Origin of the sequence: Actinomadura latina NBRC 106108, assembly GCF_001552195.1 — a bacterium.
GTDB classification, from domain to species: Bacteria; Actinomycetota; Actinomycetes; order Streptosporangiales; family Streptosporangiaceae; genus Spirillospora; species Spirillospora latina.
The window spans coordinates 168,605-188,164 of record NZ_BCQS01000020.1 but is presented as its reverse complement, the minus strand read 5'-3'; the positions used below and the strand labels follow the sequence as shown (position 1 = coordinate 188,164).

Genomic DNA, 19,560 nt, shown 5'->3' with positions numbered 1-19,560 from the left:
TTCCAGGAACGTAGAAATGCTAACCCTCCGGAGCTCATTCTTGGGGCCGACGGCGCACATATGTCACCCCCCGGGAGGGAGTATTCGATGATCGCGTTCAAGCCGGATATAGAGAAGATCAAGGTGGCGCGGGATCACGTCGCGACGATCGCGGCCGGCTGGCCGGTGGACGAGTATCTGGTGCGGGTCGTGGCCTCGGAGTTGATCACCAACGCGGTCCGGCACGCGGTCACCGACGAGGTCCGGGTGGACGCCCGTTCGGACGGCTGCGTCTGCGTGGTGGAGGTCTGGGACGGCGACGGCACGCTCCCGGTGGTGTGCCGTCCCGGCCCGGACGCGGTGGGCGGCCGGGGCTTGATGATCGTCGGGGAGCTCGTCACCCGGTGGGGGGCCGTTCGAGACGACCGGGAGGGCGGCAAGACCGTCTTCGCGGAGTGGGCCGTCCCGTGAACTCGCCCGAGCAGGTCGCCGCCGATTCGCTCTACCAGCGCGCCATCCTGCGTGTGTACGGCCCGTGGCTCTCCTCGGACGTGCCGCCCGACCCGGAGCGCCGCCGGGCACTGGCGCGGATCCGGCACGCGCGGCTCGTCCTGGCCATGCGCGGCACGCCTCTTCCCCTCGACCCGCCCGCCGAAGTCAGATTCAACGAGATGGGAACCCCCTGATGAGCAGCAGGAAGTGGCCGGCCGGTAGGCCGGTGATCATTGACGGCTGGGACTTCGGACCCGGTCAACTCCTGAGCCCCGGCGATGTGGCCGCGATGTTCCGCGTCGACCCCAAGACCGTCGCCCGGTGGGCCGAGGACGGCAAACTCGCCACGATCCGTACTCTCGGCGGCGTTCGGCGCTTCAGCCGCCAGCAGGTCGAGCACCTCATGTATGGCGGTGCGGTGCGATGACGTCTGACGCCACGACCCGCACCAGCGCCGAGACACGATCGTCCGGGCCGAAAGGCGCGTTCGAGATGGCACGGGCTGTGGCCCACTGCTCAAGCACCGGCTCTTCCCCGGCGACGACTGGATCGGGCCTCGATGAACCATGATGAGGGAGGCCGGGCCAGAGGCGACTGCGGAAGACGAGGGATGCGTGTTGCACGCCGCACGATAGATCCGCCAGCACGGATCTTTTTGCGAGCAATTAGAGCCGTCCGGCGGCCTTGAGGGCCAGGTAGGCGTCCGCGAGGGCGGGGGCGATCTCGTCCGGCGGGGCGTCCACGACCTCGACGCCGTGACCGCGCAGTTCGGCGGTGAGGCGGCGGCGCTCGGCGCGGGCGCGCTCGGCGGCGGCCGCGTCGTACACGGAGGCGAGGTCGCCGCGGGCGGCCGCCATCTCGCCGACGCGCGGATCCGACACCGCGGCGATCATCACCAGGTGGCGGGCGGTGAGCTGCGGCAGCAGCGGCAGCAGCCCCTCCTCGATCGCGGCCGTGTTCAGCTCGGTCAGCAGCACGACCAGGCAGCGCTGCCGGACGCGGGCCATCAGCGTCGACACCATCCCGGCGGCGTCGCATTCGAGCAGCTCCGGCTCCAGCGGCGCCATCGCGTGCACCATCGCGGGCAGCAGGTCCGTCCGGGAGGCGCCCTCCACGCGGGCGCGGACGCGCCGGTCGTAGGCGAGCAGGTCGACGCGGTCGCCCGCGCGGGACGCGAGCGCGCCGAGCAGCAGCGCCGCGTCCATCGAGCAGTCCAGCCGGGGGATGTCGCCGACGCGGCCGGCGGACGTGCGGCCGGTGTCGAGCACCAGGTAGATGCGCCGGTCGCGTTCGGGCCGCCACGTCCGGACGACGACGTCGCCGCGCCGCGCGGTGGCCCGCCAGTCGATGGACCGGACGTCGTCGCCGTCCACGTACTCGCGCAGCGAGTCGAACTCGGTGCCCTGCCCGCGGATCAGCGCGACGTGCGCGCCGGTCAGCTCCCGCAGCCGCGCCAGCTTCGCGGGCAGGTGCCGGCGGGACGGGAACGCCGGGAGCGCCCGCACCGTCCACGGCGCGGCGCGGGACAGCTGGCGCGCCGCCAGCCCGAGCGGCCCGACCGAGCGGACGGCGACGGTGACGGCCTTCCGGTCGCCGCGCCGCGTCGGCGTCAGCGTCATGTCGACGCGGCGCCGCTCACCGGCCGGGACGTCGATCTTGACCGTGCGGGGCGCCGCGCCCGCGCTCGGCGGCCACACGTCCCGCAGCCTGGCCTTGAGGCGCCGCCGGCCGAGGTTCTCCACGATCAGCGCCACCCGCGCCGTCTCGCCGAGCCGCACGCTGGTGTCGCCCGCGCGGTGGAAGCGCAGCCGCCGCACGTTGCCGGCCAGGGCCAAGTCGGCGATGACGCCGAGCAGCAGCGCGCCCCACACCGCGACCAGCGCCCACCAGCTCGGCGCGAACAGCGGGACGAGCGCGCCGAGCAGGGCCAGCAGCCCCAGGCGCCCGGTCAGCGCCATCAGCGCGGGGCCGGGACGTGGGCGAGGATGCCCTCCAGCACGCCGTCGGTGGTGGCGCCCTCCAGCTCCGCCTCGGGACGCAGCTGGACGCGGTGCCGCAGCGTCGGCCTGGCCAGCGCCTTCACGTCGTCCGGCGTGACGTAGTCGCGGCCCGACAGCCACGCCCACGCGCGGGACGTCGCCAGCAGCGCCGTCGCGCCGCGCGGGGACACGCCGAGCTGCAGCGACGGGGACTGCCGCGTCGCCCGGCACAGGTCCACGACGTAGGCGGCGACCTTGGGGTCGAGGTGGACCGTCCTGACGGCCGCCTGCCCGGCGGCCAGTTCCCCCGCACCCGCGACCGCGTTCACCGCCGACAGGTCACGCGGGTCGAACCCGGTCGCGTGCCGCTGCAGCATGGAGATCTCCTCGTCCCGCGTGGGGACGGGCACGGTCAGCTTGACGAGGAACCGGTCGAGCTGGGCCTCGGGCAGGGGATAGGTGCCCTCGTACTCGATCGGGTTCTGGGTCGCGCACACCACGAACGGGTCGGGCAGAGGGCGCGCGGTGCCCTCCACCGAGACCTGACGCTCCTCCATGGCCTCCAGGAGGGACGCCTGCGTCTTCGGGGGCGTCCGGTTGATCTCGTCCGCGAGAAGGAGGTTGGTGAAGACGGGGCCTTCGCGGAACTCGAACTCCGCCGTCCTGTTGTCGTACACCAGCGAGCCGGTCACGTCACCGGGCATCAGGTCGGGGGTGAACTGGACGCGCTTGAAATCCAGGTCGAGGGCCCGCGACAGCGTCTTGATGAGCAACGTCTTGGCGGTGCCGGGGACGCCCTCCAGCAGCACATGGCCGCGGCACAGCAACGCGATGACCAGGCCCGTCACCACGGAGTCCTGACCGACGACCGTCTTGGCGACCTCGGCGCGCAGCGCCGTCAGCGCCGCGCGCGCCGTCTCGGCCTGCCGCCGGGCCTCCTCGGACAGCGCGCCGGGGCCCGCGCTGCCGCCCGGCACGTCGTCCTTCCCGAGCTCTACAGGGGTGTTCAAGACTGCCGTACCTGCCTTTCCAGGTCGTCGAGGACGTCCGTGAGGGCGATGAGCCCGGCGTCGTCCAAGGGTTCAGGACCGTACAGCGCCGCCCCGACGTACGTCTCGTCGTAGGGCGTGCGGCGGGCGACCGCCGCGACGATCTCCTGCACGGCGGAGGGATCCTGCGCGCTGCCGCGGGGCAGCCCGAGCAGCGGGACGAGCCGTTCGCGGGCGCCGGACCGCAGGGCGTCCGAGGCGCGGTCGCGGGCGCGCCCGGCCCGGTAGAGGCGGGCGCGGCCCTCGACGGTCTCGGCGGACCGGACGACGACGGGCAGCGCCTCCGCCACCACGGGGCCGAGCCGGCGGGCCCGCCACAGCGCCACCAGCAGCACCGCGACCAGCAGTTCGAGGAAGAACAGCTTCACGCCGAACGGCAGCAGGTCGCCGAGGGACCGCTGCCCGGCGCCCGACCCCGGCTCCGGCAGGTTCGGGACGAGCCACACCGTCGAGGAGCCGGCCCCGGCCAGGTTCATCGCCAGCGCCGCGTTGCCCTCCTCGGTGAGCCGCCGGTTCGTCAGCGGCGCGGCCGACCCGAGCACGGTGACCGCCCGGTCGCCGGTCTGCACCTGGACGAGCCTGGCGCCGCCGTAGTCGGTGCCGTAGCAGGCCGTCCCCGGGCCGGTGACCTCGTAGGTCTCCGACTCGTGGAACGCGACCGTCCCGGCGAGGGACGCGACCGGCAGGGCGCAGCCCGGCGCGGCCGTCTCCTCGAAGCTCGGGCCGCCGCGCCGCACCTGCGGGGCCAGCTCGTGCAGCGCGTACGCGGTCGGCCGGACGAGGAGCACGTCCACCTGCGTCCCGCTCAGCATCCGCAGGTCGTCGTCGGTGAGGCGCTCGCTGCGCGTCACCACCATGACGCCGCCGGGCCGCGCCGCGGTGAGCGCGTCCTCCATGGTCCGCGCCACGGTCACGCCTGTGCCCTGCTGCCGCAGGATCTCCGCGAGCGCCCGCGCGCCGTCCTGCTTCGGCGACTCCGGATCGAGGGCCTCCGGCGACGTGGACGGGCGCAGCGCCGCGAGGATCACCGCGATCACGACCATCGCGAACAGCACCGCGACGACGCCGCGCGCCGACCGCCAGCGGCGGCCCGCCACCTGCCGCGCGGACGGTTCCGCCGGGCCGGCCTCGGGCGGGGCCTGGGTCACCATCGCGGGCCCCCCTCCTCGGCGGCGCCGGCGCCGGCCAGGCTGAGGTCATCGGTCTCCAGCGGCTTCGGCTTCATCGCCCGCAGCCGCTCGTCCAGCTCCTTCATCCGCGCGTACCCCTCGGCCGTCCCCGGCCGGTCGCCGTACCAGACGTCGTCGAAGATCCGCACGCCGGCGGCCAGCTCGCCCGCCAGCTCGGGCACGGCCGCGCCCGCCTCCGCCGCCAGCTCGTCCGCCGTCCGGCCCGGACGCGCCGACAGCACCGCCCGCTCCTCCAGGTCGCGCGCGATCGCGCGGAGCCGCTCCCGGATCGCCTCGGCCCACTCCCCGGCCGCCGCGTGCCGCTCCGCCGCCTCCCGGTGGTCGAGCGCCGTGGACGCCGTCCCGTCCAGCAGCGGGTCCTTGCGGGAGCGGAGGTTGCGGCGGCCCCACATCAGCCACACCACCAGCCCGACCGCGACCAGCGCCACCACCACGATGATCGCGATGGACGTCCAGCCGCCGCCGCTGCCCTGCGACTCCGGGTTCGGCGCCTGGCTGAACAGCTGGTGCAGCCACTCGGTGAAGTCGTCCCACCAGCGCTCCAGCCAGGACGGCCGGTCGCGCTGGTAGACCTGCTTCTCCAGTTCGCGGCGGGCCAGCTCGCGGGCCTCGTCGCGGCCGATCGGATCGAGGATCACGGGTTCGCTCCCGTCCACGGATGGGCCGGCACCGGGTCGGTCCGCCACAGGTCGATGAACCCGTCGTCGTGGGGGGCGCCGCTCGCGTCCGCGGCGGTGGATGCGGCGGTGATCGCCGCGGCGGAACGCCCCCTGGTGCGCAGCTCCAGGTCGAAGCCCTCGCGGCGCATCCGCCGGTCCATGTAGAGCAGCGCGATCACGCCCGCGTCGAACGGCAGCACCACCGACCAGCTGACGATCCGGCCGAGCGTGTCGACCGCGAGCGCGCCCATCGTCGCCTCGCTGCCGGACGCGTCGCCGAAGAAGGCCAGCTGCACGAACAGGAACGGGATGCGCAGCGCGAAGAAGCCCATGAACACGGTCACGAGCAGCGCCAGCAGCAGCGTCCCGCACGTCCGGAACCAGCGGCCCTTGGAAAGGGTGACGGCCCGGCGCAGCGCGCCCGTGACCGTCCGCCGCTCCAGCACGACCGCCGGGACCGCCTGGACGAACAGGATGTAGAGCCACACCATCAGGCCGATGCCGAGCGGGAACCCGACGATCCCGGCGACCGCCCCGAGCGCCGGATGCGCGTCCACGACGATCAGCGCGAAGAACGGCACGACCGGCAGGACCAGCGCCCCCAGCGAGATGCCCATGACGGCGGCGGCGGTGCCGGCCAGCCGCCCGAGCCTCGGCCGGGCGTCCCGCCACGCCTGCCGCGGGGCCATCGGCAGCCCCACCAGCTCGCGGCCCAGGATCGGCGCCATCAGCCCCGCCATCAGCAGGATCCCGCACGCCGACAGGATCAGGCCCAGCACCGTCAGCGTGACCTGCGCGCCGAGCGACTCCAGCAGGACGTCCGGGGTGATCTCGTCGCGGGCCTCGCCGCCGATGAAGAAGTACGCGGCGACCGAGCTCGTCACCTGGATCACCGTGCTGATCACCACGGAAAGGCCCAGCGTGGTGCGCGGCCGGCGCCGGATCCCGGCGATCGCGCCGTCCAGCATCTCCGAGACGGACATGGGACGGAACGGGACGCCCCGCACCACATCGGCGGCGCCGGCGTCGTCGTCCCAGCCGTCCGGTCCCGGCATTCTCGGCTCCCTGCGGTCTGTGAGCGGGTCAGGTCATCCTGTCATGGGCGCGATGTCAACCTTGCGCCGGTTTCAGGAGTCACCTCTACAATTCCGAGCCGCGCACCCGATACGGGGGAGCCATGTACGACGCAAACACGGGTAACCTTGCACGCCAAGGTATATCTCTCCCTGGCAAGGTGGCGCCGGAGCATCGCGCCCCACTCCACCGAACCCCGACTTTGTGACGATGAGGGCCATGAGAGGACGTGTACTGGTCGTCGACGACGATCTCGCGCTCGCCGAAATGCTCGGCATCGTGCTGAGGGGCGAGGGCTTCGAGCCGTCGTTCGTGCACGACGGCGACAAGGCGCTCGAGGCGTTCCGGGAGACCCGGCCCGACCTCGTGCTGCTCGACCTGATGCTGCCGGGGGCCGACGGCATCGACGTCTGCCGGCAGATCCGGGCCGAGTCCGGCGTGCCGATCGTCATGCTGACGGCCAAGAGCGACACCGTGGACGTCGTCCTCGGCCTGGAGTCGGGCGCCGACGACTACATCGTCAAGCCCTTCAAGCCCAAGGAGCTGGTGGCGCGCGTCCGGGCGCGGCTGCGCCGCACCGACGAGCCCGCCCCCGAGACCCTGCAGATCGGCGACATCACCATCGACGTCGCCGGGCACTCCGTGAAGCGCGGCGACCGGCACATCCCGCTGACCCCGCTGGAGTTCGACCTGCTGGTCGCGCTCGCCCGCAAGCCGCGCCAGGTGTTCACCCGCGAGGTGCTGCTGGAGCAGGTGTGGGGCTACCGGCACGCCGCCGACACCCGGCTGGTCAACGTGCACGTCCAGCGGCTCCGCGCCAAGATCGAGAAGGACCCGGAACGTCCCGAGATCGTCGTCACCGTGCGCGGCGTCGGCTACAAGGCCGGGCCCGCCTGAGTCCCGGACCCCCCATGAGAGCGGACCTGACGAGGGCGAAGCGGTTCGCCCGGCGCGGGCTGGGCAGGGCGCGGCGCGCTCTGCGCGGCGCCGCCGGCGCCGCTTACCTGCGCTGGCGCCGGTCGATCCAGGTCCGCGTCGTCACGTCCACGCTGTTCATCTCCGCGATCGTGGTGGCGATCCTGGGCGCGTTCCTGATGCAGCAGATGTCGTCGGCGCTCATGGACGGCAAGGTCAAGGCGGCACGCCTCCAACTGGACGACGGCCTGGCGCAGGTCCAGCGCGACCTGGGCAACTCCGCCGGGGACGGCAGCAGGCTCAACTCGACCATCGACCGGCTGAAGTCGCGCAGCGGCCCGTCCGGGCTCTACGAGGTCTACATCCGCGACACCAACGAGCAGTACTTCGACGGGTACACGACCAACGAGCTGCGCCCGGAGAGCGTCCCCAAGCGGCTTCGCGAAGAACTGAAGAGCGCGCCCGCGGGGTCCCGCGCCTACACCTACGGCAAGCTCTCCTACCTCGGGGGCAGGCCGGACGAACGCGGCCTCATCGTCGGCGGCCGTACAGGTCAGTTCGAGCTGTACTACCTGTTCCCGCTGACCCAGGAACAGCAGACCCTCACCAACGTGAGCCGCTCCCTGGCCGGAGTCGGCATCGTCCTGGTGCTGCTCCTGGCCGCGATCGCCTCGCTGGTCACGCGGCAGGTCGTCATACCGGTGCGGCTCGCCGCCCAAGGCGCGCAAAGACTCGCCGCAGGGCGTCTGGAAGAGCGTATGCGGGTCCGAGGCGAGGACGATCTGGCCCGTCTCGCCCGCTCCTTCAACGACATGGCCGCGAACCTCCAGGAGAAGATCGGAGAGCTGGAGGACCTGTCGCAGGTGCAGCGCCAGTTCGTCTCCGACGTCTCGCACGAGCTGCGCACACCGCTGACCACCATCAGGATCGCGGCCGACATGCTCTACGAGTACCGCGACACCTTCGACGACCCCGCCGTCGGACGGTCCGCCGAGCTGCTGCAGAGCCAGCTGGAGCGGTTCGAGTCGCTGCTCGCCGACCTGCTGGAGATCAGCCGGCACGACGCGGGCGCCGCGACGCTGGACGCCGAGTCCTTCGACATGCGCGACCTCGTCCTGCGCGTCGTCGGCGACATCCAGGGGCTCTCCGAACGCAAGGGCAGCAAGGTCGTCCTGCAGCTGCCCGGCGAACCCTGCATGGCCGAGGTCGACCGGCGGCGCGTCGAGCGCATCCTGCGGAACCTGCTCGTCAACGCCGTCGAGCACGGCGAGGGCGAGGACATCATCATCTCCGTCGCCGCCGACCGCGACGCCGTCGCGGTCGCCGTCCGCGACCACGGCGTCGGCCTCAAACCCGGGGAGGGGCAGATGGTCTTCGACCGCTTCTGGCGGGCCGACCCCGCCCGCGCCCGCACCACCGGCGGCACCGGCCTCGGCCTGTCGATCTCCCGGGAGGACGCGCAGCTCCACGGCGGCTGGCTGCAGGCGTGGGGCGAGCCCGGCGCGGGCTCCCAGTTCCGGCTGTCGCTGCCCCGCGCCGCCGGCGCCGAACTCCGCGGCTCGCCGCTGCCGCTCGTCCCGCCGGGGGCCGGCGACGCGCGCCCGCTGTTCGCGGAGCTGGAGGCGGGCGAATGAGCGCGTGCACCCGGCGGGTCACCGGCCTGCTGACGCTGGCCGTCCTCGCCCTCGGCGGCGCCGGCTGCGCGAGCGTGCCGAGCGGCGGGCAGGTCGTCAGCGGCCGGCCCGCCGAACGCGCCGAACGCGTCGACGACCCGTACGTCCGGCTCATCCCGGTCAAACCGCGGCCCGACTGGGGGCCCGCCGAGATCGTCTCCGGGTTCCTCGCCGCGTCCGCCAGCTTCGACGACGGCCACCGCGTCGCCAAGACGTACCTGGGCGGCCAGACGTCCTGGAACCCCGGGCTGCGGCCCTTCGTGACCGTCCTCGCGAGCCGCGTCACCGACCCGCACGTGATCAAGCAGACCGGCGACCAGGCGACCGTGCGGATCACCGGCGACCAGCTCGGCACGATCACCGCCGACGGGCAGTACACCGCGTCCCCGAAGAGCTTCGACGCCACCTTCCAGCTCGCCAAGACCCCGCAGGGCGTCTGGCGCATCACGGGCCTGCCCGGCGACGAGAAGTCCGGGCTGCTGCTCACCAAGGACGACGTCGAGCGCGCCATGCGCACCGTCAACCTGTTCTTCTTCGCGCCGGACCGGCACACCCTCGTCCCCAACGGGGTCTTCCTGCCCGTCGCGAACCGGCAGGCGCTGCCGACCCAGCTCGTCCAGGCGCTGCTGGCCGGGCCCACGTCCTGGCTGGCCGGCGCGGTCGACAGCGCCTTCCCCAAGGGCACCCGGCTGCGCCGCGGTGTCCAGGTCGACAAGGAGATCGCGACCGTCGACCTCACGAAGGAGGCCCGCGGCGGCGACATCGAACGGATGTCCGCCCAGCTCAGCTGGACCATGCGGCAGCTGTCGGAGATCAAGCACTGGCGGCTGCGGATCGACGGGGAGAGCGCCGACCCCGACGGTATGGGCGTCACGCAGCCGGTGAACGCGTGGCAGGAGAACTCGCCGGACGGCCGGCTCGCCGCCGACGGCGCCCACCAGAACGCCTACGCCGTCGGCCCGTCCGGGTTCCTCGGCACCCTGGAGGGCGACCGCGCCCAGCCGGTCGTGACCGGCCCCGCCGGCCGGCTCTCCCACCCCGCCGTCGCCCCCGGCTACCAGGAGTTCGCCGGCCTGAGCAGCGACGCGTCCCAGGTCCTCGTCGCCGCCCCCGTCACCGGCTCGCCCGCCCCCCGCGTCCTGCTCACCGCGCACGACGGCGCCCGCTTCACCGCCCCGTCCTGGAGCCGCGACGGCACCCTGTGGGTCGTCGAGAGCAAGAAGGACGAGTCGTGGCTGTGGGTGCGCGGCCCCGGCAAGGCGCCGGTCCGCGCCGCGCACTGGGGCCTCGGCGGACGCGAGGTGCTGGCGTTCCGCGTCGCCCGCGACGGCGTCCGCGCCGCCGTGATCGCCGGCATCGACGGCCGCCCCCAGATCCAGCTCGGCCGCATCGCCCACGACCCCGACGGCTCCCTGGACGTCGGCTCCTTCCTGCCGGTGAGCTCCGAACTCCAGGACGCCGTCGACCTCGCCTGGCGCGACTACGGCACCCTCGCCGTCCTCGGCCGCGCCAAGCGCGACTCGCAGACCCTCCCGTTCCTGATGCCGATCAGCGGCAGCGCCATCACGTCCCTGGGCGTCGGCTCGCTGGGCGAACCCCGCACCATCGCCGCCGCGCCCGGCGCCCCGATCCTGATCGGCACCCGCTCGTCCGGCAAGGACCAGGTCTGCCGCCAGCGCACCCCCACCAACTCCTACAGCCCGTGGATCTGCCCGACCCCCGCCAAGGACCCCACCTACCCGCGCTGAGACCTACCCGCGCTGAGTGCCACCCGCCGTGGAGGACCGCTCACCTCCATGGTCAAGGGCCTCGCCCGGACACGCCAGGCCCATGCGCACTTGTGGATAACCGCTGTTATCCACAGTTGCGCGAGTGGGGGACGTGCGTCGGGGCGCGGCGGCAGTGTCGGGGACGTGGGACTTCTCGATGATCTGATCGATCTGTTGCTGCCCGAGCGGTGCGCGGGGTGCGGGCAGGAGCCCGTCCTGCTGTGCGAGGCGTGCCTGCGGCCTCTGCGCGCGCCCGCACGGCCCGCCAGGCCCGCGCCGGCCGGCCTGCCACCCCCTTGGACGGTCGCCGCCTACGAAGGGCCCCTGCGCCCGATCCTGGCCTCCTACAAGGAACGCGGCCGGACGGCGCTGGCCGTTCCCTTGGGCGAGGCCCTCGCCAATGCCCTCCAAGCCGCCCTCATGCCGGCCCCCGACCCTCCGGGCGTGGGCTGTGCGCCGCCTCTGGGACGTCCGGCCCGGTCGCCAGGCGGCGGTGATGTGCCGTCACGGCTTGCAGCGGGTGAGGACGTCCCAGAGCCGTCCACGGTGGTGTGGGTGCCCTCAGGGCGGAGGGCCGTGCGCCGGCGGGGGCATGATCCGCTGCGGGGCGTGGCCGAGGTCGCGGTGCGGCGGCTGCGGGCCGGCGGCGTGCCGGTGACCATGCTGGACGCGCTGCGGCAGCGCGGCCGGGTGGCCGACCAGGCCGGGCTCACGGCGGTGGAGCGCGCCGCCAACCTGCACAGCGCCATCGAGGCGCGCACCGACGTCGCCGGCCGCCGGGTCGTGCTGGTGGACGACGTGGTCACGACAGGCGCCTCGCTGGCCGAGGCGGCCCGAGCTCTGCGCGCCGCGGGCGCCGACGTGATCGGAACGGCCACCATCGCGGCGACCCCCCGCCGCCGGCCCTGGTGAACTCGCGCCGAAGCGCCCGCCCGTGTCCGCCCGTGTCCGCCTGGGGATGGAGTCGGGCGAATGGTGACTTTCTTCACTTTTCTTCGGGTGGGCGGCAGTTAGCTACCTGGAGTAATCGGATAGTGCCCGGCTTGTCTGGACTTGAGGGGGTGGTGGGGGTTATTTGAGTCACACCGCGTCATGAAGGGGGTAGAGATTTCCCAAACTCACCGCGAGGCCAGTACCAGCTGACCTGCGCGGCCAGAGGCGGCGGGACCGCCGAGTGCGACGGGGTTCACGGCTGGTGATGGGGCGCCGGGGGAACCCGCAGCGGCAGCCGCCGATGACGGTCCGTGAGTTTTTCCTCGGTCCACCCCCCTGACATTCGTCGCGTAAGGGGTTAGCGTTCCTGACATGGCACCCGCCCGGGTCCGTGGTTGCGTCGGATCGCAGTGCTCGTCAGGAGCACGGCAGGCGGTCCGGCAAGCCGATGCCAGGCGCAGGCGAAACGGCCCACGTAAGGCGACTTCTCGTCGACCGATCACGGTGCGCCTTAGAGGTAAGTCCTGCCCCATCGGGGGATCCGACATCCCCCGAACCGGGAGAAGGGCAGTAGTGGCGAGAGCGCCGCGAGCCCCTCAGCAGGCGGATGTGGGGACGAAGACCAGGTCGGCCGGGCGGGTGCGACCCACCGTCCTGTGGTGTCCGTCCGGGACCGGCAGGGGTCCCGGGCAGGGCGACAAGCGCAACCGGGAGAAGGGGGGTCCCGCGTGAACATCACCGTGAGGGGCCGGCACACCGAGGTCAACGACAGGTTCCGTCGGCACGTCGACAACAAACTGGCCAAGATCGAACGGCTCGACCAGAAGGTCATCCGCGTGGATGTGGAGGTGTCCGAGGAACGAAACCCACGGCAGGCCGACCAGCGCGAACGGGTGGAGCTCACGATCCGCTCCCGGGGCCCGGTGATCCGGGCCGAGGCCGCCGCCGACGACCGCTACGGCGCCCTCGATCTCGCCCTCGACAAGCTGGAGTCACGGCTGCGCCGCGACTCCGAGCGGCGCAAGGGCCACGGCCTGAAGAACCACGGCAAGGCGCACGGCAAGGGCCGCGCCAAGCTCGCGACGATGGAAACGCTCCCCGAGGCGCTGCCCGAACCCGTCCCCGAACCCGTTGAGGCCGCCCCGGCGCAGCCCGAGCACGAGGCCGTCACCCGGGACGAGAACCTCGTGCCGATCCCCATGGACGGCGACGGCCCCATCGTCGTCCGCGAGAAATTCCACAAGGCCGAGCCGATGGGCATCGAGCAGGCCCTTTTCGAGATGGAGCTCGTCGGCCACGACTTTTTCCTGTACCGCGACAAGGCCACCGGGCACCCCTCGGTCGTATACCGGAGAAGAGGCTGGGACTACGGAGTCATCAGGCTTGTCGAAGAATGACCACTTCCGCCCTCGGTGATGCGGCGGACGCGTCACGTCACCGCTGGAACCATGTCATGATCTGAAAAGGCGCATCAGCCGATCCACGGACGCGGCGCGTCCCGGGAACCTTCCCGGGGCGCGCGGCGGTTGACCGGGAAGACACCCCGGTCCGAAATCCACCGGGATCGTCCGCGGACCCCGTAAGTTCCCGAGGACGACCGATGGACGACAACCCTCCGGTAGTTCCAGATCGCTGAATAGTGAAGGGGGGAAGCGGCGTTCTCCTCCACGCCGCGACTCTGGTGAGCGAGAATCCCGAGACTCGCGACGCCGCGGCGGTACCCCGTCCGACCGGCGCCGACGCCGCCCCCGCCGACCGGGACGCGGCGCGGCCGGCCGACACGGCCGACCCCATCCGCGTGCTCATCGTCGACGACCATGCGCTGTTCCGCAGGGGCCTGGAGATGGTCCTGCAGGGCGAGGACGACATCGAGGTCATCGGTGAGGGCGGCGACGGGCACGAGGCCGTCGAGATGGCGGGCGACCTGCTGCCCGACATCGTCCTGATGGACATCCGGATGCCGCGCCGCAGCGGCATCGAGGCGTGCACCGCCATCAAGGACGCCGCGCCCAGCGCCAAGATCGTCATGCTGACCATCAGCGACGAGGAGGAGGACCTCTTCGAGGCGATCAAGGCGGGTGCCAGCGGCTACCTGCTCAAGGAGATCTCCATCGACGAGGTGCCGCAGGCGGTCCGCGCGGTGCACGGCGGCCAGTCGCTGATCAGCCCGTCGATGGCGTCCAAGCTCATCACCGAGTTCGCCGCGCTGGCCAAGAGCAGCGAGGAGCGCACCCAGCAGGTCCCCGCGCCCCGCCTCACCGAGCGCGAGATGGAGGTGCTGCGCCTCGTCGCCCGCGGCCTCGGCAACCGGGAGATCGCCCGCGAGCTGTTCATCTCCGAGAACACGGTGAAGAACCACGTCCGCAACATCCTGGAGAAGCTCCAGCTCCACTCCCGGATGGAGGCCGTCGTCTACGCCGTCCGCGAGAAGCTCCTAGAGATCACGTGACCGCCCCCGACTCCCGTCCGGCGGACGGACGGGGGCCGGGGTGAGACCGGTAATCCGCTTTTGTCGGTGTTGTGTCGTAGCATCGCCGACGTGGCAGCAGCATCCGGAACAGGGACGTCAGGCGAAGTCGAACTCGGCGCGGACGAGGCGCGGCGGCTCCAGCTGCGCGCCCAGGGCTTCCTGGGCGCGCGCCCGAAGGGCGGGGTCCCGGCGATGCTGGAACGGCTGGGAGCCGTCCAGCTCGACACGATCTCGGTCCTGGCGCGCTCCCATGAACTCGTCCCCTACGCCCGCCTGGGGCCGGTGAAGCGCAGCGCGATCGAGGCCGCCTACTGGGGCGGCTCCGCCGGCGCCCACCGGAACGGCGCATCCGCCGGGCACGGCGGCGCAGCCCGCGCATCGGACACGGACGGCATCGCCGCGTTCGAGTACTGGGCGCACGCGGCGTCGGTGATCCCCATGGCCGACTGGCCGCTGTTCGCGTTCCGGCGCCGCGCGTACCTGCGGCGCGGGTGGCGGTGGCACAAGGTGCCGGAGGGCGTCTGCGACCAGATCCGGGCCCGCCTGAAGGCGGACGGCCCGCTCACCACCAAGGAGCTCGGCGGCGCCAAGGCGAGCGCCGAATGGTGGGACTGGAGCGACCACAAGATCGGCATCGAGTGGCTGCTGGACGTCGGCGAGGTCGTCTGCGTGGAGCGGGTCGGCTGGCGCCGCGTCTACGATCTCGCCGAGCGCGCCGTCCCGTCCGGGCTGCTCACGCGGGACCTGGACGACGACGCCTGCCTGACCGCGCTCGTCGCCCGCGCCGGACGCGCGCTGGGCGTGGCGACACGCGGCGACCTCGCCGACTACTACCGGCTCAGGCAGGACCAGGTCGACCGCGTGGCCGGGGCGGCCGGCCTCGTCCCCGCCAGGGTCGCCGGATGGCCGCAGCGCGCCTGGGCCGACCCTGGCGCGCTCTCCGCCCCGCCCAGGGGCAGGCACGCCACCACGCTCCTGTCGCCTTTCGACTCCCTGGTCTGGGACCGCGCCCGCACGTCCCGTGTCTTCGGCTTCGACCACCGCCTGGAGGCGTACGTCCCGAAGGGCAAGCGCGTCCACGGATATTTCGCGATGCCGCTCCTCGCCGGCGGCCGCCTCATCGGACGCGTCGACCCGGCCCGCGAGGGCCGCACCCTCATCGCCCGGCAGGCGTCCCTGGAGCCCTGGGCGACCCGCACCGCCGCCCGCACGGAGACGTCGGCGGCGGCGCTCGCCGCGGCCCTCTGGCGCGCCGCCGCGTGGGTCGGCTGCGACGACGTCCGCGTGGAACGCACCCCGTTGCCTCCCGCCTTGATCGACACCGCCCTGAAGGCCGCCGAACCGTCCTGAACACTCTCGCCGTGGGCCGGCCTCAGGTGGGGGACGGGTCAGCCGTGCGGGGTCTGCTCGGTGTCGGTCGAGACCGGGGTGTTGATGACCTCGCCCTGGTCGCCGCCGCGGCGCTTGGCGGAGCGCGAGCCGAACAGGGAGTAGTCGACGATCTCGGGGATGACGCGGGGCGCGTCCACGACGACGTCGGCGAACAGGTGGACCATCCAGCTGACGATGAAACCGGCGACCACGATGCCGGCGCCGACCCAGAACATGATCCACAACGGGCCGAGGCAGAGTGCGACGCCGCCGACGACGAAGCCGGCGAAGATGATGGTGACGGCGATCCACGAACTGAGCTGGCCGGCGTGCGAACCTGACCCTTCGGACATTGCGCCTCCCCTCCTGTGCGGTGTGAGAGATCCTCTCCGGGACCCGGAAAGTCAAACGGAACGCGCTGTGGATTGCGCTGCGGAGTGACCTAGACCATTCTGGGTCTCGCCTACGATGGGCATCGTACGTGTGGTGTGCGTGCCGCCTTGAGCGGTGAACCACGATCTGCAAGGAGCCTTCGAGAGTGCCGCCAGTCATCGACAAGATCCTTCGTGCGGGCGAGGGACGAACCCTGCGCAAGCTCAAGAAGCTCGCGGATCAGGTCAACTCGATCGAGGATGACTTCCTCGAGATGAGCGACGCCGAGTTGCGCGAGCTGACCGACAAGTACCGGGAACGAATCGCCGACGGCGAGTCCCTGGACGACCTGCTCCCGGAGGCTTTCGCGACCGCACGCGAAGCCGCCAAGCGCGTCCTCGGCCAGCGCCACTACGACGTCCAGCTCATGGGCGGCGCGGCGCTGCACCTCGGGAACATCGCCGAGATGAAAACGGGTGAGGGCAAGACCCTGACCTGTGTGCTCCCCGCCTACCTGAACGCGCTCTCCGGCGGCGGCGTCCACGTGGTCACGGTGAACGACTACCTGGCCAAGCGCGATGCCGAGTGGATGGGGCGCGTCCACCAGTTCCTCGGTCTCGAGGTCGGCGTCATCCTCCCGCAGATGACCCCGGACGAGCGCCGCGTGGCCTACAACTGCGACATCACCTACGGGACGAACAACGAGTTCGGCTTCGACTACCTGCGCGACAACATGGCGTGGAGCCTGGAGGAGTGCGTCCAGCGGGGCCACAACTTCGCGATCGTGGACGAGGTCGACTCCATCCTCATCGACGAGGCCCGGACCCCACTGATCATCTCGGGTCCGGCCGAGCAGAACTCCAAGTGGTACTCGGAGTTCGCCAAGATCGTCCCGCGGCTGAAGCGCGCCGAGCTCGTCAGCACCGCCGGCCAGGTCGACGAGTACGGCCCCGGCGACTACGAGGTGAACGAGAAGAAGCGCACGGTCGGCATCACCGAGTCCGGCGTCGAGAAGGTCGAGGACTGGCTCGGCATCGACAACCTGTACGACTCGGTGAACACGCCGCTGGTGAGCTTCCTCAACAACGCGCTGAAGGCCAAGGAGCTCTACAAGCGCGACAAGGACTACGTCGTCATGAACGGCGAGGTCCTGATCGTGGACGAGTTCACCGGCCGCATCCTGCACGGCCGCCGCTACAACGAGGGCATGCACCAGTCCATCGAGGCCAAAGAGGGCGTGGCGATCAAGGACGAGAACCAGACGCTCGCCACGATCACCCTGCAGAACTACTTCCGCCTCTACAACAAGCTGTCCGGCATGACCGGCACCGCCGAGACCGAGGCGGCGGAGTTCAACAAGACCTACAAGATCGGCGTCGTGCCGATCCCGACGAACAAGCCGATGATCCGCGACGACGTCGCGGACGTGGTCTACAAGACCGAGCAGGCCAAGTTCGAGGCCGTTGTCGACGACATCGCCGAGCGGCACGAGAAGGGCCAGCCGGTGCTGGTCGGCACCACGTCGGTGGAGAAGTCCGAGAAGCTGAGCAAGATGCTCAAGCGGCGCGGCGTCCCGCACCAGGTGCTGAACGCCAAGCACCACGAGCAGGAGTCGGCGATCGTCGCGGAGGCGGGCCGCAAGGGCGGCGTCACCGTCGCGACGAACATGGCGGGCCGCGGCACCGACATCATGCTCGGCGGCAACCCCGACTTCCGCGCCGACCTGGAGCTGCACCAGCGCGGCCTGAACCCGCTGGAGACGCCCGAGGAGTACGAGTCGGCCTGGCCGGAGGCGCTGGAGAAGGCCAAGGAGGCCGTGAAGGGCGAGCACGAGGAGGTCGTCGACGCCGGCGGCCTGTACGTCCTCGCGACGGAGCGGCACGAGTCCCGGCGCATCGACAACCAGCTGCGCGGACGGTCCGGCCGGCAGGGCGACCCGGGCGAGTCCCGGTTCTACCTGTCGCTGGAGGACGACCTGATGCGGCTGTTCAACTCGGCCCGCGTCGAGTCGATCATGACCCGGCTGAACATCCCGGACGACACCCCCATCGAGTCCAAGATCGTCAGCAACGCCATCAAGTCGGCGCAGAGCCAGGTCGAGCAGCAGAACTTCGAGATGCGCAAGAACGTCTTGAAGTACGACGAGGTCCTGAACCGGCAGCGCAAGGTCATCTATGCCGAGCGCCGCAAGGTGCTGGAGGGCGAGGACCTGCACGAGCAGATCCGCGGCATGATCGACGAGGTCGTCGCGGGCTATGTCGCGGGCGCCACCGGCGAGGGTTTCGCGGAGGACTGGGACCTCGACAAGCTGTGGAAGGCGTTCAAGCAGCTCTACCCGATCTCCATCTCCGCGGAGGACCTGGCCGAGGGCGACGAGGGCGACATCTCCGGGCTGGACGCCGAGACCCTTGCCGAGAAGATCCGCGAGGACGCCCAGGCCGCCTACGCCAAGCGCGAGGAGGAGCTCGGCGCGGAGGTCATGCGCGAGCTGGAGCGGCGCGTCATCCTCTCGGTGCTGGACCGCAAGTGGCGCGAGCACCTCTACGAGATGGACTACCTCCAGGAGGGCATCGGCCTGCGGGCCATGGCGCAGCGCGACCCGCTGGTGGAGTACCAGCGCGAGGGCTACGACATGTTCAACGCGATGCTCGACGGCATCAAGGAGGAGTCGGTCGGCTACCTGTTCAACCTCGAGGTCGAGGTCGAGGACCAGCCGGAGGCTCCGACCGTCGGCGCCGCGCCCGTCTCCGTCGCCAAGTCGGCCCCCGCGGCCGGCGCGGACGAGGACGAGGCGGAGGCCGCCGCCGCCGACGTGGCGGAGGCGGACGAGCACCCCTCGATCAAGGCGAAGGGGCTGGAGAAGCCGTCCCGTCCGAAGAAGCTGGAGTACTCGGCCCCGACCGTCGACGGTGAGGGCGGCGTCGAGCTGCACAGCGAGGAGACCGGCGACGAGTACGCGGGCGTGAACCGCAACGACCCGTGCCCCTGCGGCTCGGGCAAGAAGTTCAAGCGCTGCCACGGCGACCCGCGCAACAAGAGCAAGTAGCACCGCGCGAAGCGGCCTCCCACTGAGGGAGGCCGCTTCCGCGTGTCAGGGGGCGGTCGTCTCCAGCGCCGTGCACCGCCACCGTCCCCGCATGTGCTCAAGCCGCAGCGCCAGCGCGTGGACGCGCCCGGACACGGCCACCACGGCGACGGCCTCCGCGACCGCCGGCGACGGCCGCTGCACCCTGCTGGACAGCACCTTCGGCGGGACGACCCGCCCGCCGCGCGATCCCGCGCCCCCGTGCGGGGCCACCGCGCGGCACACCGCCGGGACGGCGACCAGCGACAGCTGATGCGCGGGCCGCGTCCCCGCCAGCACCTCCACGACGAGCCGCACGGCAGCGTCGGCGACGGCCCGGACCTCGGCCTCCACCCCGTCCCCGGGCCGCACGACCCGCAGTCCGGGCCCCCGCACCGGCGCCACCGCGGGGCGAAGCGCCAACGCACCCTGCGTGGCCCCCACCGGCTGATACCGGATGATGCGAACCGCCGCGCCCGTGCTCGTACGTCGACGCATGAGAACCTCCCGACTCGTTTATGAACAGGAGTCGGAAGCGCGCCGGAAAATACGTCCTGGCCACCTCCGGCCT

General features: G+C 71.9%; 18 protein-coding genes. 11 read left to right on the top strand and 7 right to left on the bottom strand.

Features of this window, described 5'->3' with window-relative positions; translation table 11 throughout:
• Window positions 1-87: 87 nt before the first annotated feature.
• Genes AL2_RS25665 through AL2_RS39430 form a run of 3 tightly spaced genes read left to right on the top strand, consistent with a single transcriptional unit; the run spans window position 88 to window position 898 of the window.
• Complete coding sequence (locus AL2_RS25665) at window positions 88-450, top strand: ATP-binding protein (protein ID WP_067637811.1); 363 nt, start codon at window positions 88-90, stop codon at window positions 448-450.
• Window positions 447-665, top strand: coding sequence for a hypothetical protein (locus tag AL2_RS25660; RefSeq protein WP_157438359.1), 219 nt, complete (start codon window positions 447-449; stop codon window positions 663-665). Before AL2_RS25665 ends, AL2_RS25660 begins: the two co-directional genes overlap by 4 nt.
• A 38-nt stretch (window positions 666-703) precedes the next feature.
• The gene (locus tag AL2_RS39430) at window positions 704-898 is read left to right on the top strand and encodes a BldC family transcriptional regulator (protein WP_281181615.1); all 195 of its coding nucleotides are present in this window, start codon (window positions 704-706) and stop codon (window positions 896-898) included.
• A 238-nt stretch (window positions 899-1,136) separates the two neighbouring features.
• Here the strand turns inward: AL2_RS39430 and AL2_RS25650 are convergent, their stop codons facing one another.
• Genes AL2_RS25650 through AL2_RS25630 form a run of 5 tightly spaced genes read right to left on the bottom strand, consistent with a single transcriptional unit; the run spans window position 1,137 to window position 6,403 of the window.
• A complete protein-coding gene (locus AL2_RS25650; protein WP_067637803.1) occupies window positions 1,137-2,429 on the bottom strand; it encodes a DUF58 domain-containing protein in 1,293 nt (430 codons plus the stop codon).
• Entirely contained in the window at window positions 2,429-3,427 is a 999-nt protein-coding gene (locus AL2_RS25645) for an AAA family ATPase (protein ID WP_376741360.1), read from the bottom strand. Before AL2_RS25645 ends, AL2_RS25650 begins: the two co-directional genes overlap by 1 nt.
• A 29-nt stretch (window positions 3,428-3,456) precedes the next feature.
• The gene (locus AL2_RS25640; RefSeq protein WP_083946898.1) at window positions 3,457-4,650 is read right to left on the bottom strand and encodes a DUF4350 domain-containing protein; all 1,194 of its coding nucleotides are present in this window, start codon (window positions 4,648-4,650) and stop codon (window positions 3,457-3,459) included.
• The gene (locus AL2_RS39850; RefSeq protein ID WP_067637920.1) at window positions 4,644-5,327 is read right to left on the bottom strand and encodes a DUF4129 domain-containing protein; all 684 of its coding nucleotides are present in this window, start codon (window positions 5,325-5,327) and stop codon (window positions 4,644-4,646) included. Before AL2_RS39850 ends, AL2_RS25640 begins: the two co-directional genes overlap by 7 nt.
• On the bottom strand, window positions 5,324-6,403 hold the full coding sequence (locus AL2_RS25630) for a hypothetical protein (RefSeq protein WP_067637801.1): 1,080 nt from the start codon (window positions 6,401-6,403) through the stop codon (window positions 5,324-5,326). The genes AL2_RS39850 and AL2_RS25630 overlap by 4 nt, the downstream gene beginning before the upstream one ends.
• A 238-nt stretch (window positions 6,404-6,641) precedes the next feature.
• Between AL2_RS25630 and mtrA the strand changes: the two genes are divergently transcribed.
• The 7 genes from mtrA (at window position 6,642) to AL2_RS25595 (ending at window position 15,532) form a co-directional block, all read left to right on the top strand.
• Entirely contained in the window at window positions 6,642-7,319 is a 678-nt protein-coding gene (gene mtrA / locus AL2_RS25625) for an MtrAB system response regulator MtrA (protein WP_021598338.1), read from the top strand.
• 14 nt (window positions 7,320-7,333) lie between these two features.
• Window positions 7,334-8,971 carry an MtrAB system histidine kinase MtrB gene (gene mtrB / locus AL2_RS25620; RefSeq protein ID WP_083946897.1) on the top strand — a complete coding sequence of 546 codons (1,638 nt, stop codon included), beginning with the start codon at window positions 7,334-7,336 and terminating at the stop codon, window positions 8,969-8,971.
• Window positions 8,968-10,758 (top strand): LpqB family beta-propeller domain-containing protein, encoded by a 1,791-nt coding sequence (locus tag AL2_RS25615; protein ID WP_083946896.1) that lies wholly within the window; start codon window positions 8,968-8,970, stop codon window positions 10,756-10,758. Before mtrB ends, AL2_RS25615 begins: the two co-directional genes overlap by 4 nt.
• A 165-nt stretch (window positions 10,759-10,923) precedes the next feature.
• Window positions 10,924-11,691 (top strand): ComF family protein, encoded by a 768-nt coding sequence (locus AL2_RS25610; RefSeq protein WP_067637799.1) that lies wholly within the window; start codon window positions 10,924-10,926, stop codon window positions 11,689-11,691.
• 749 nt (window positions 11,692-12,440) lie between these two features.
• The gene (gene hpf, locus AL2_RS25605; protein WP_067637797.1) at window positions 12,441-13,109 is read left to right on the top strand and encodes a ribosome hibernation-promoting factor, HPF/YfiA family; all 669 of its coding nucleotides are present in this window, start codon (window positions 12,441-12,443) and stop codon (window positions 13,107-13,109) included.
• 284 nt (window positions 13,110-13,393) lie between these two features.
• A complete protein-coding gene (locus AL2_RS25600; RefSeq protein WP_067637794.1) occupies window positions 13,394-14,161 on the top strand; it encodes a response regulator in 768 nt (255 codons plus the stop codon).
• 90 nt (window positions 14,162-14,251) lie between these two features.
• A complete protein-coding gene (locus AL2_RS25595) occupies window positions 14,252-15,532 on the top strand; it encodes a winged helix-turn-helix domain-containing protein (RefSeq protein ID WP_067637792.1) in 1,281 nt (426 codons plus the stop codon).
• A gap of 38 nt (window positions 15,533-15,570) precedes the next feature.
• Here the strand turns inward: AL2_RS25595 and AL2_RS25590 are convergent, their stop codons facing one another.
• On the bottom strand, window positions 15,571-15,906 hold the full coding sequence (locus tag AL2_RS25590; protein ID WP_067637789.1) for an HGxxPAAW family protein: 336 nt from the start codon (window positions 15,904-15,906) through the stop codon (window positions 15,571-15,573).
• A 185-nt stretch (window positions 15,907-16,091) separates the two neighbouring features.
• Between AL2_RS25590 and secA the strand changes: the two genes are divergently transcribed.
• Window positions 16,092-18,971, top strand: coding sequence for a preprotein translocase subunit SecA (gene secA / locus AL2_RS25585; protein ID WP_067637787.1), 2,880 nt, complete (start codon window positions 16,092-16,094; stop codon window positions 18,969-18,971).
• A 45-nt stretch (window positions 18,972-19,016) separates the two neighbouring features.
• Here secA and AL2_RS25580 read toward each other — a convergent pair whose 3' ends face one another.
• The gene (locus AL2_RS25580; RefSeq protein ID WP_157438358.1) at window positions 19,017-19,385 is read right to left on the bottom strand and encodes an Rv3235 family protein; all 369 of its coding nucleotides are present in this window, start codon (window positions 19,383-19,385) and stop codon (window positions 19,017-19,019) included.
• Window positions 19,386-19,560: the final 175 nt, after the last annotated feature.

What these genes read in the sequence shown, in the direction of transcription:
- AL2_RS25665 (WP_067637811.1), top strand. Translation starts at nt 88, where the DNA reads ATGATCGCGTTCAAGCCGGATATAGAGAAGATCAAGGTGGCGCGGGAT.
- AL2_RS25650 (WP_067637803.1), bottom strand. Translation starts at nt 2,429, where the DNA reads ATGGCGCTGACCGGGCGCCTGGGGCTGCTGGCCCTGCTCGGCGCGCTC.
- AL2_RS25640 (WP_083946898.1), bottom strand. Translation starts at nt 4,650, where the DNA reads ATGGTGACCCAGGCCCCGCCCGAGGCCGGCCCGGCGGAACCGTCCGCG.
- AL2_RS25630 (WP_067637801.1), bottom strand. Translation starts at nt 6,403, where the DNA reads ATGCCGGGACCGGACGGCTGGGACGACGACGCCGGCGCCGCCGATGTG.
- mtrA (WP_021598338.1), top strand. Translation starts at nt 6,642, where the DNA reads ATGAGAGGACGTGTACTGGTCGTCGACGACGATCTCGCGCTCGCCGAA.
- mtrB (WP_083946897.1), top strand. Translation starts at nt 7,334, where the DNA reads ATGAGAGCGGACCTGACGAGGGCGAAGCGGTTCGCCCGGCGCGGGCTG.
- AL2_RS25615 (WP_083946896.1), top strand. Translation starts at nt 8,968, where the DNA reads ATGAGCGCGTGCACCCGGCGGGTCACCGGCCTGCTGACGCTGGCCGTC.
- AL2_RS25590 (WP_067637789.1), bottom strand. Translation starts at nt 15,906, where the DNA reads ATGTCCGAAGGGTCAGGTTCGCACGCCGGCCAGCTCAGTTCGTGGATC.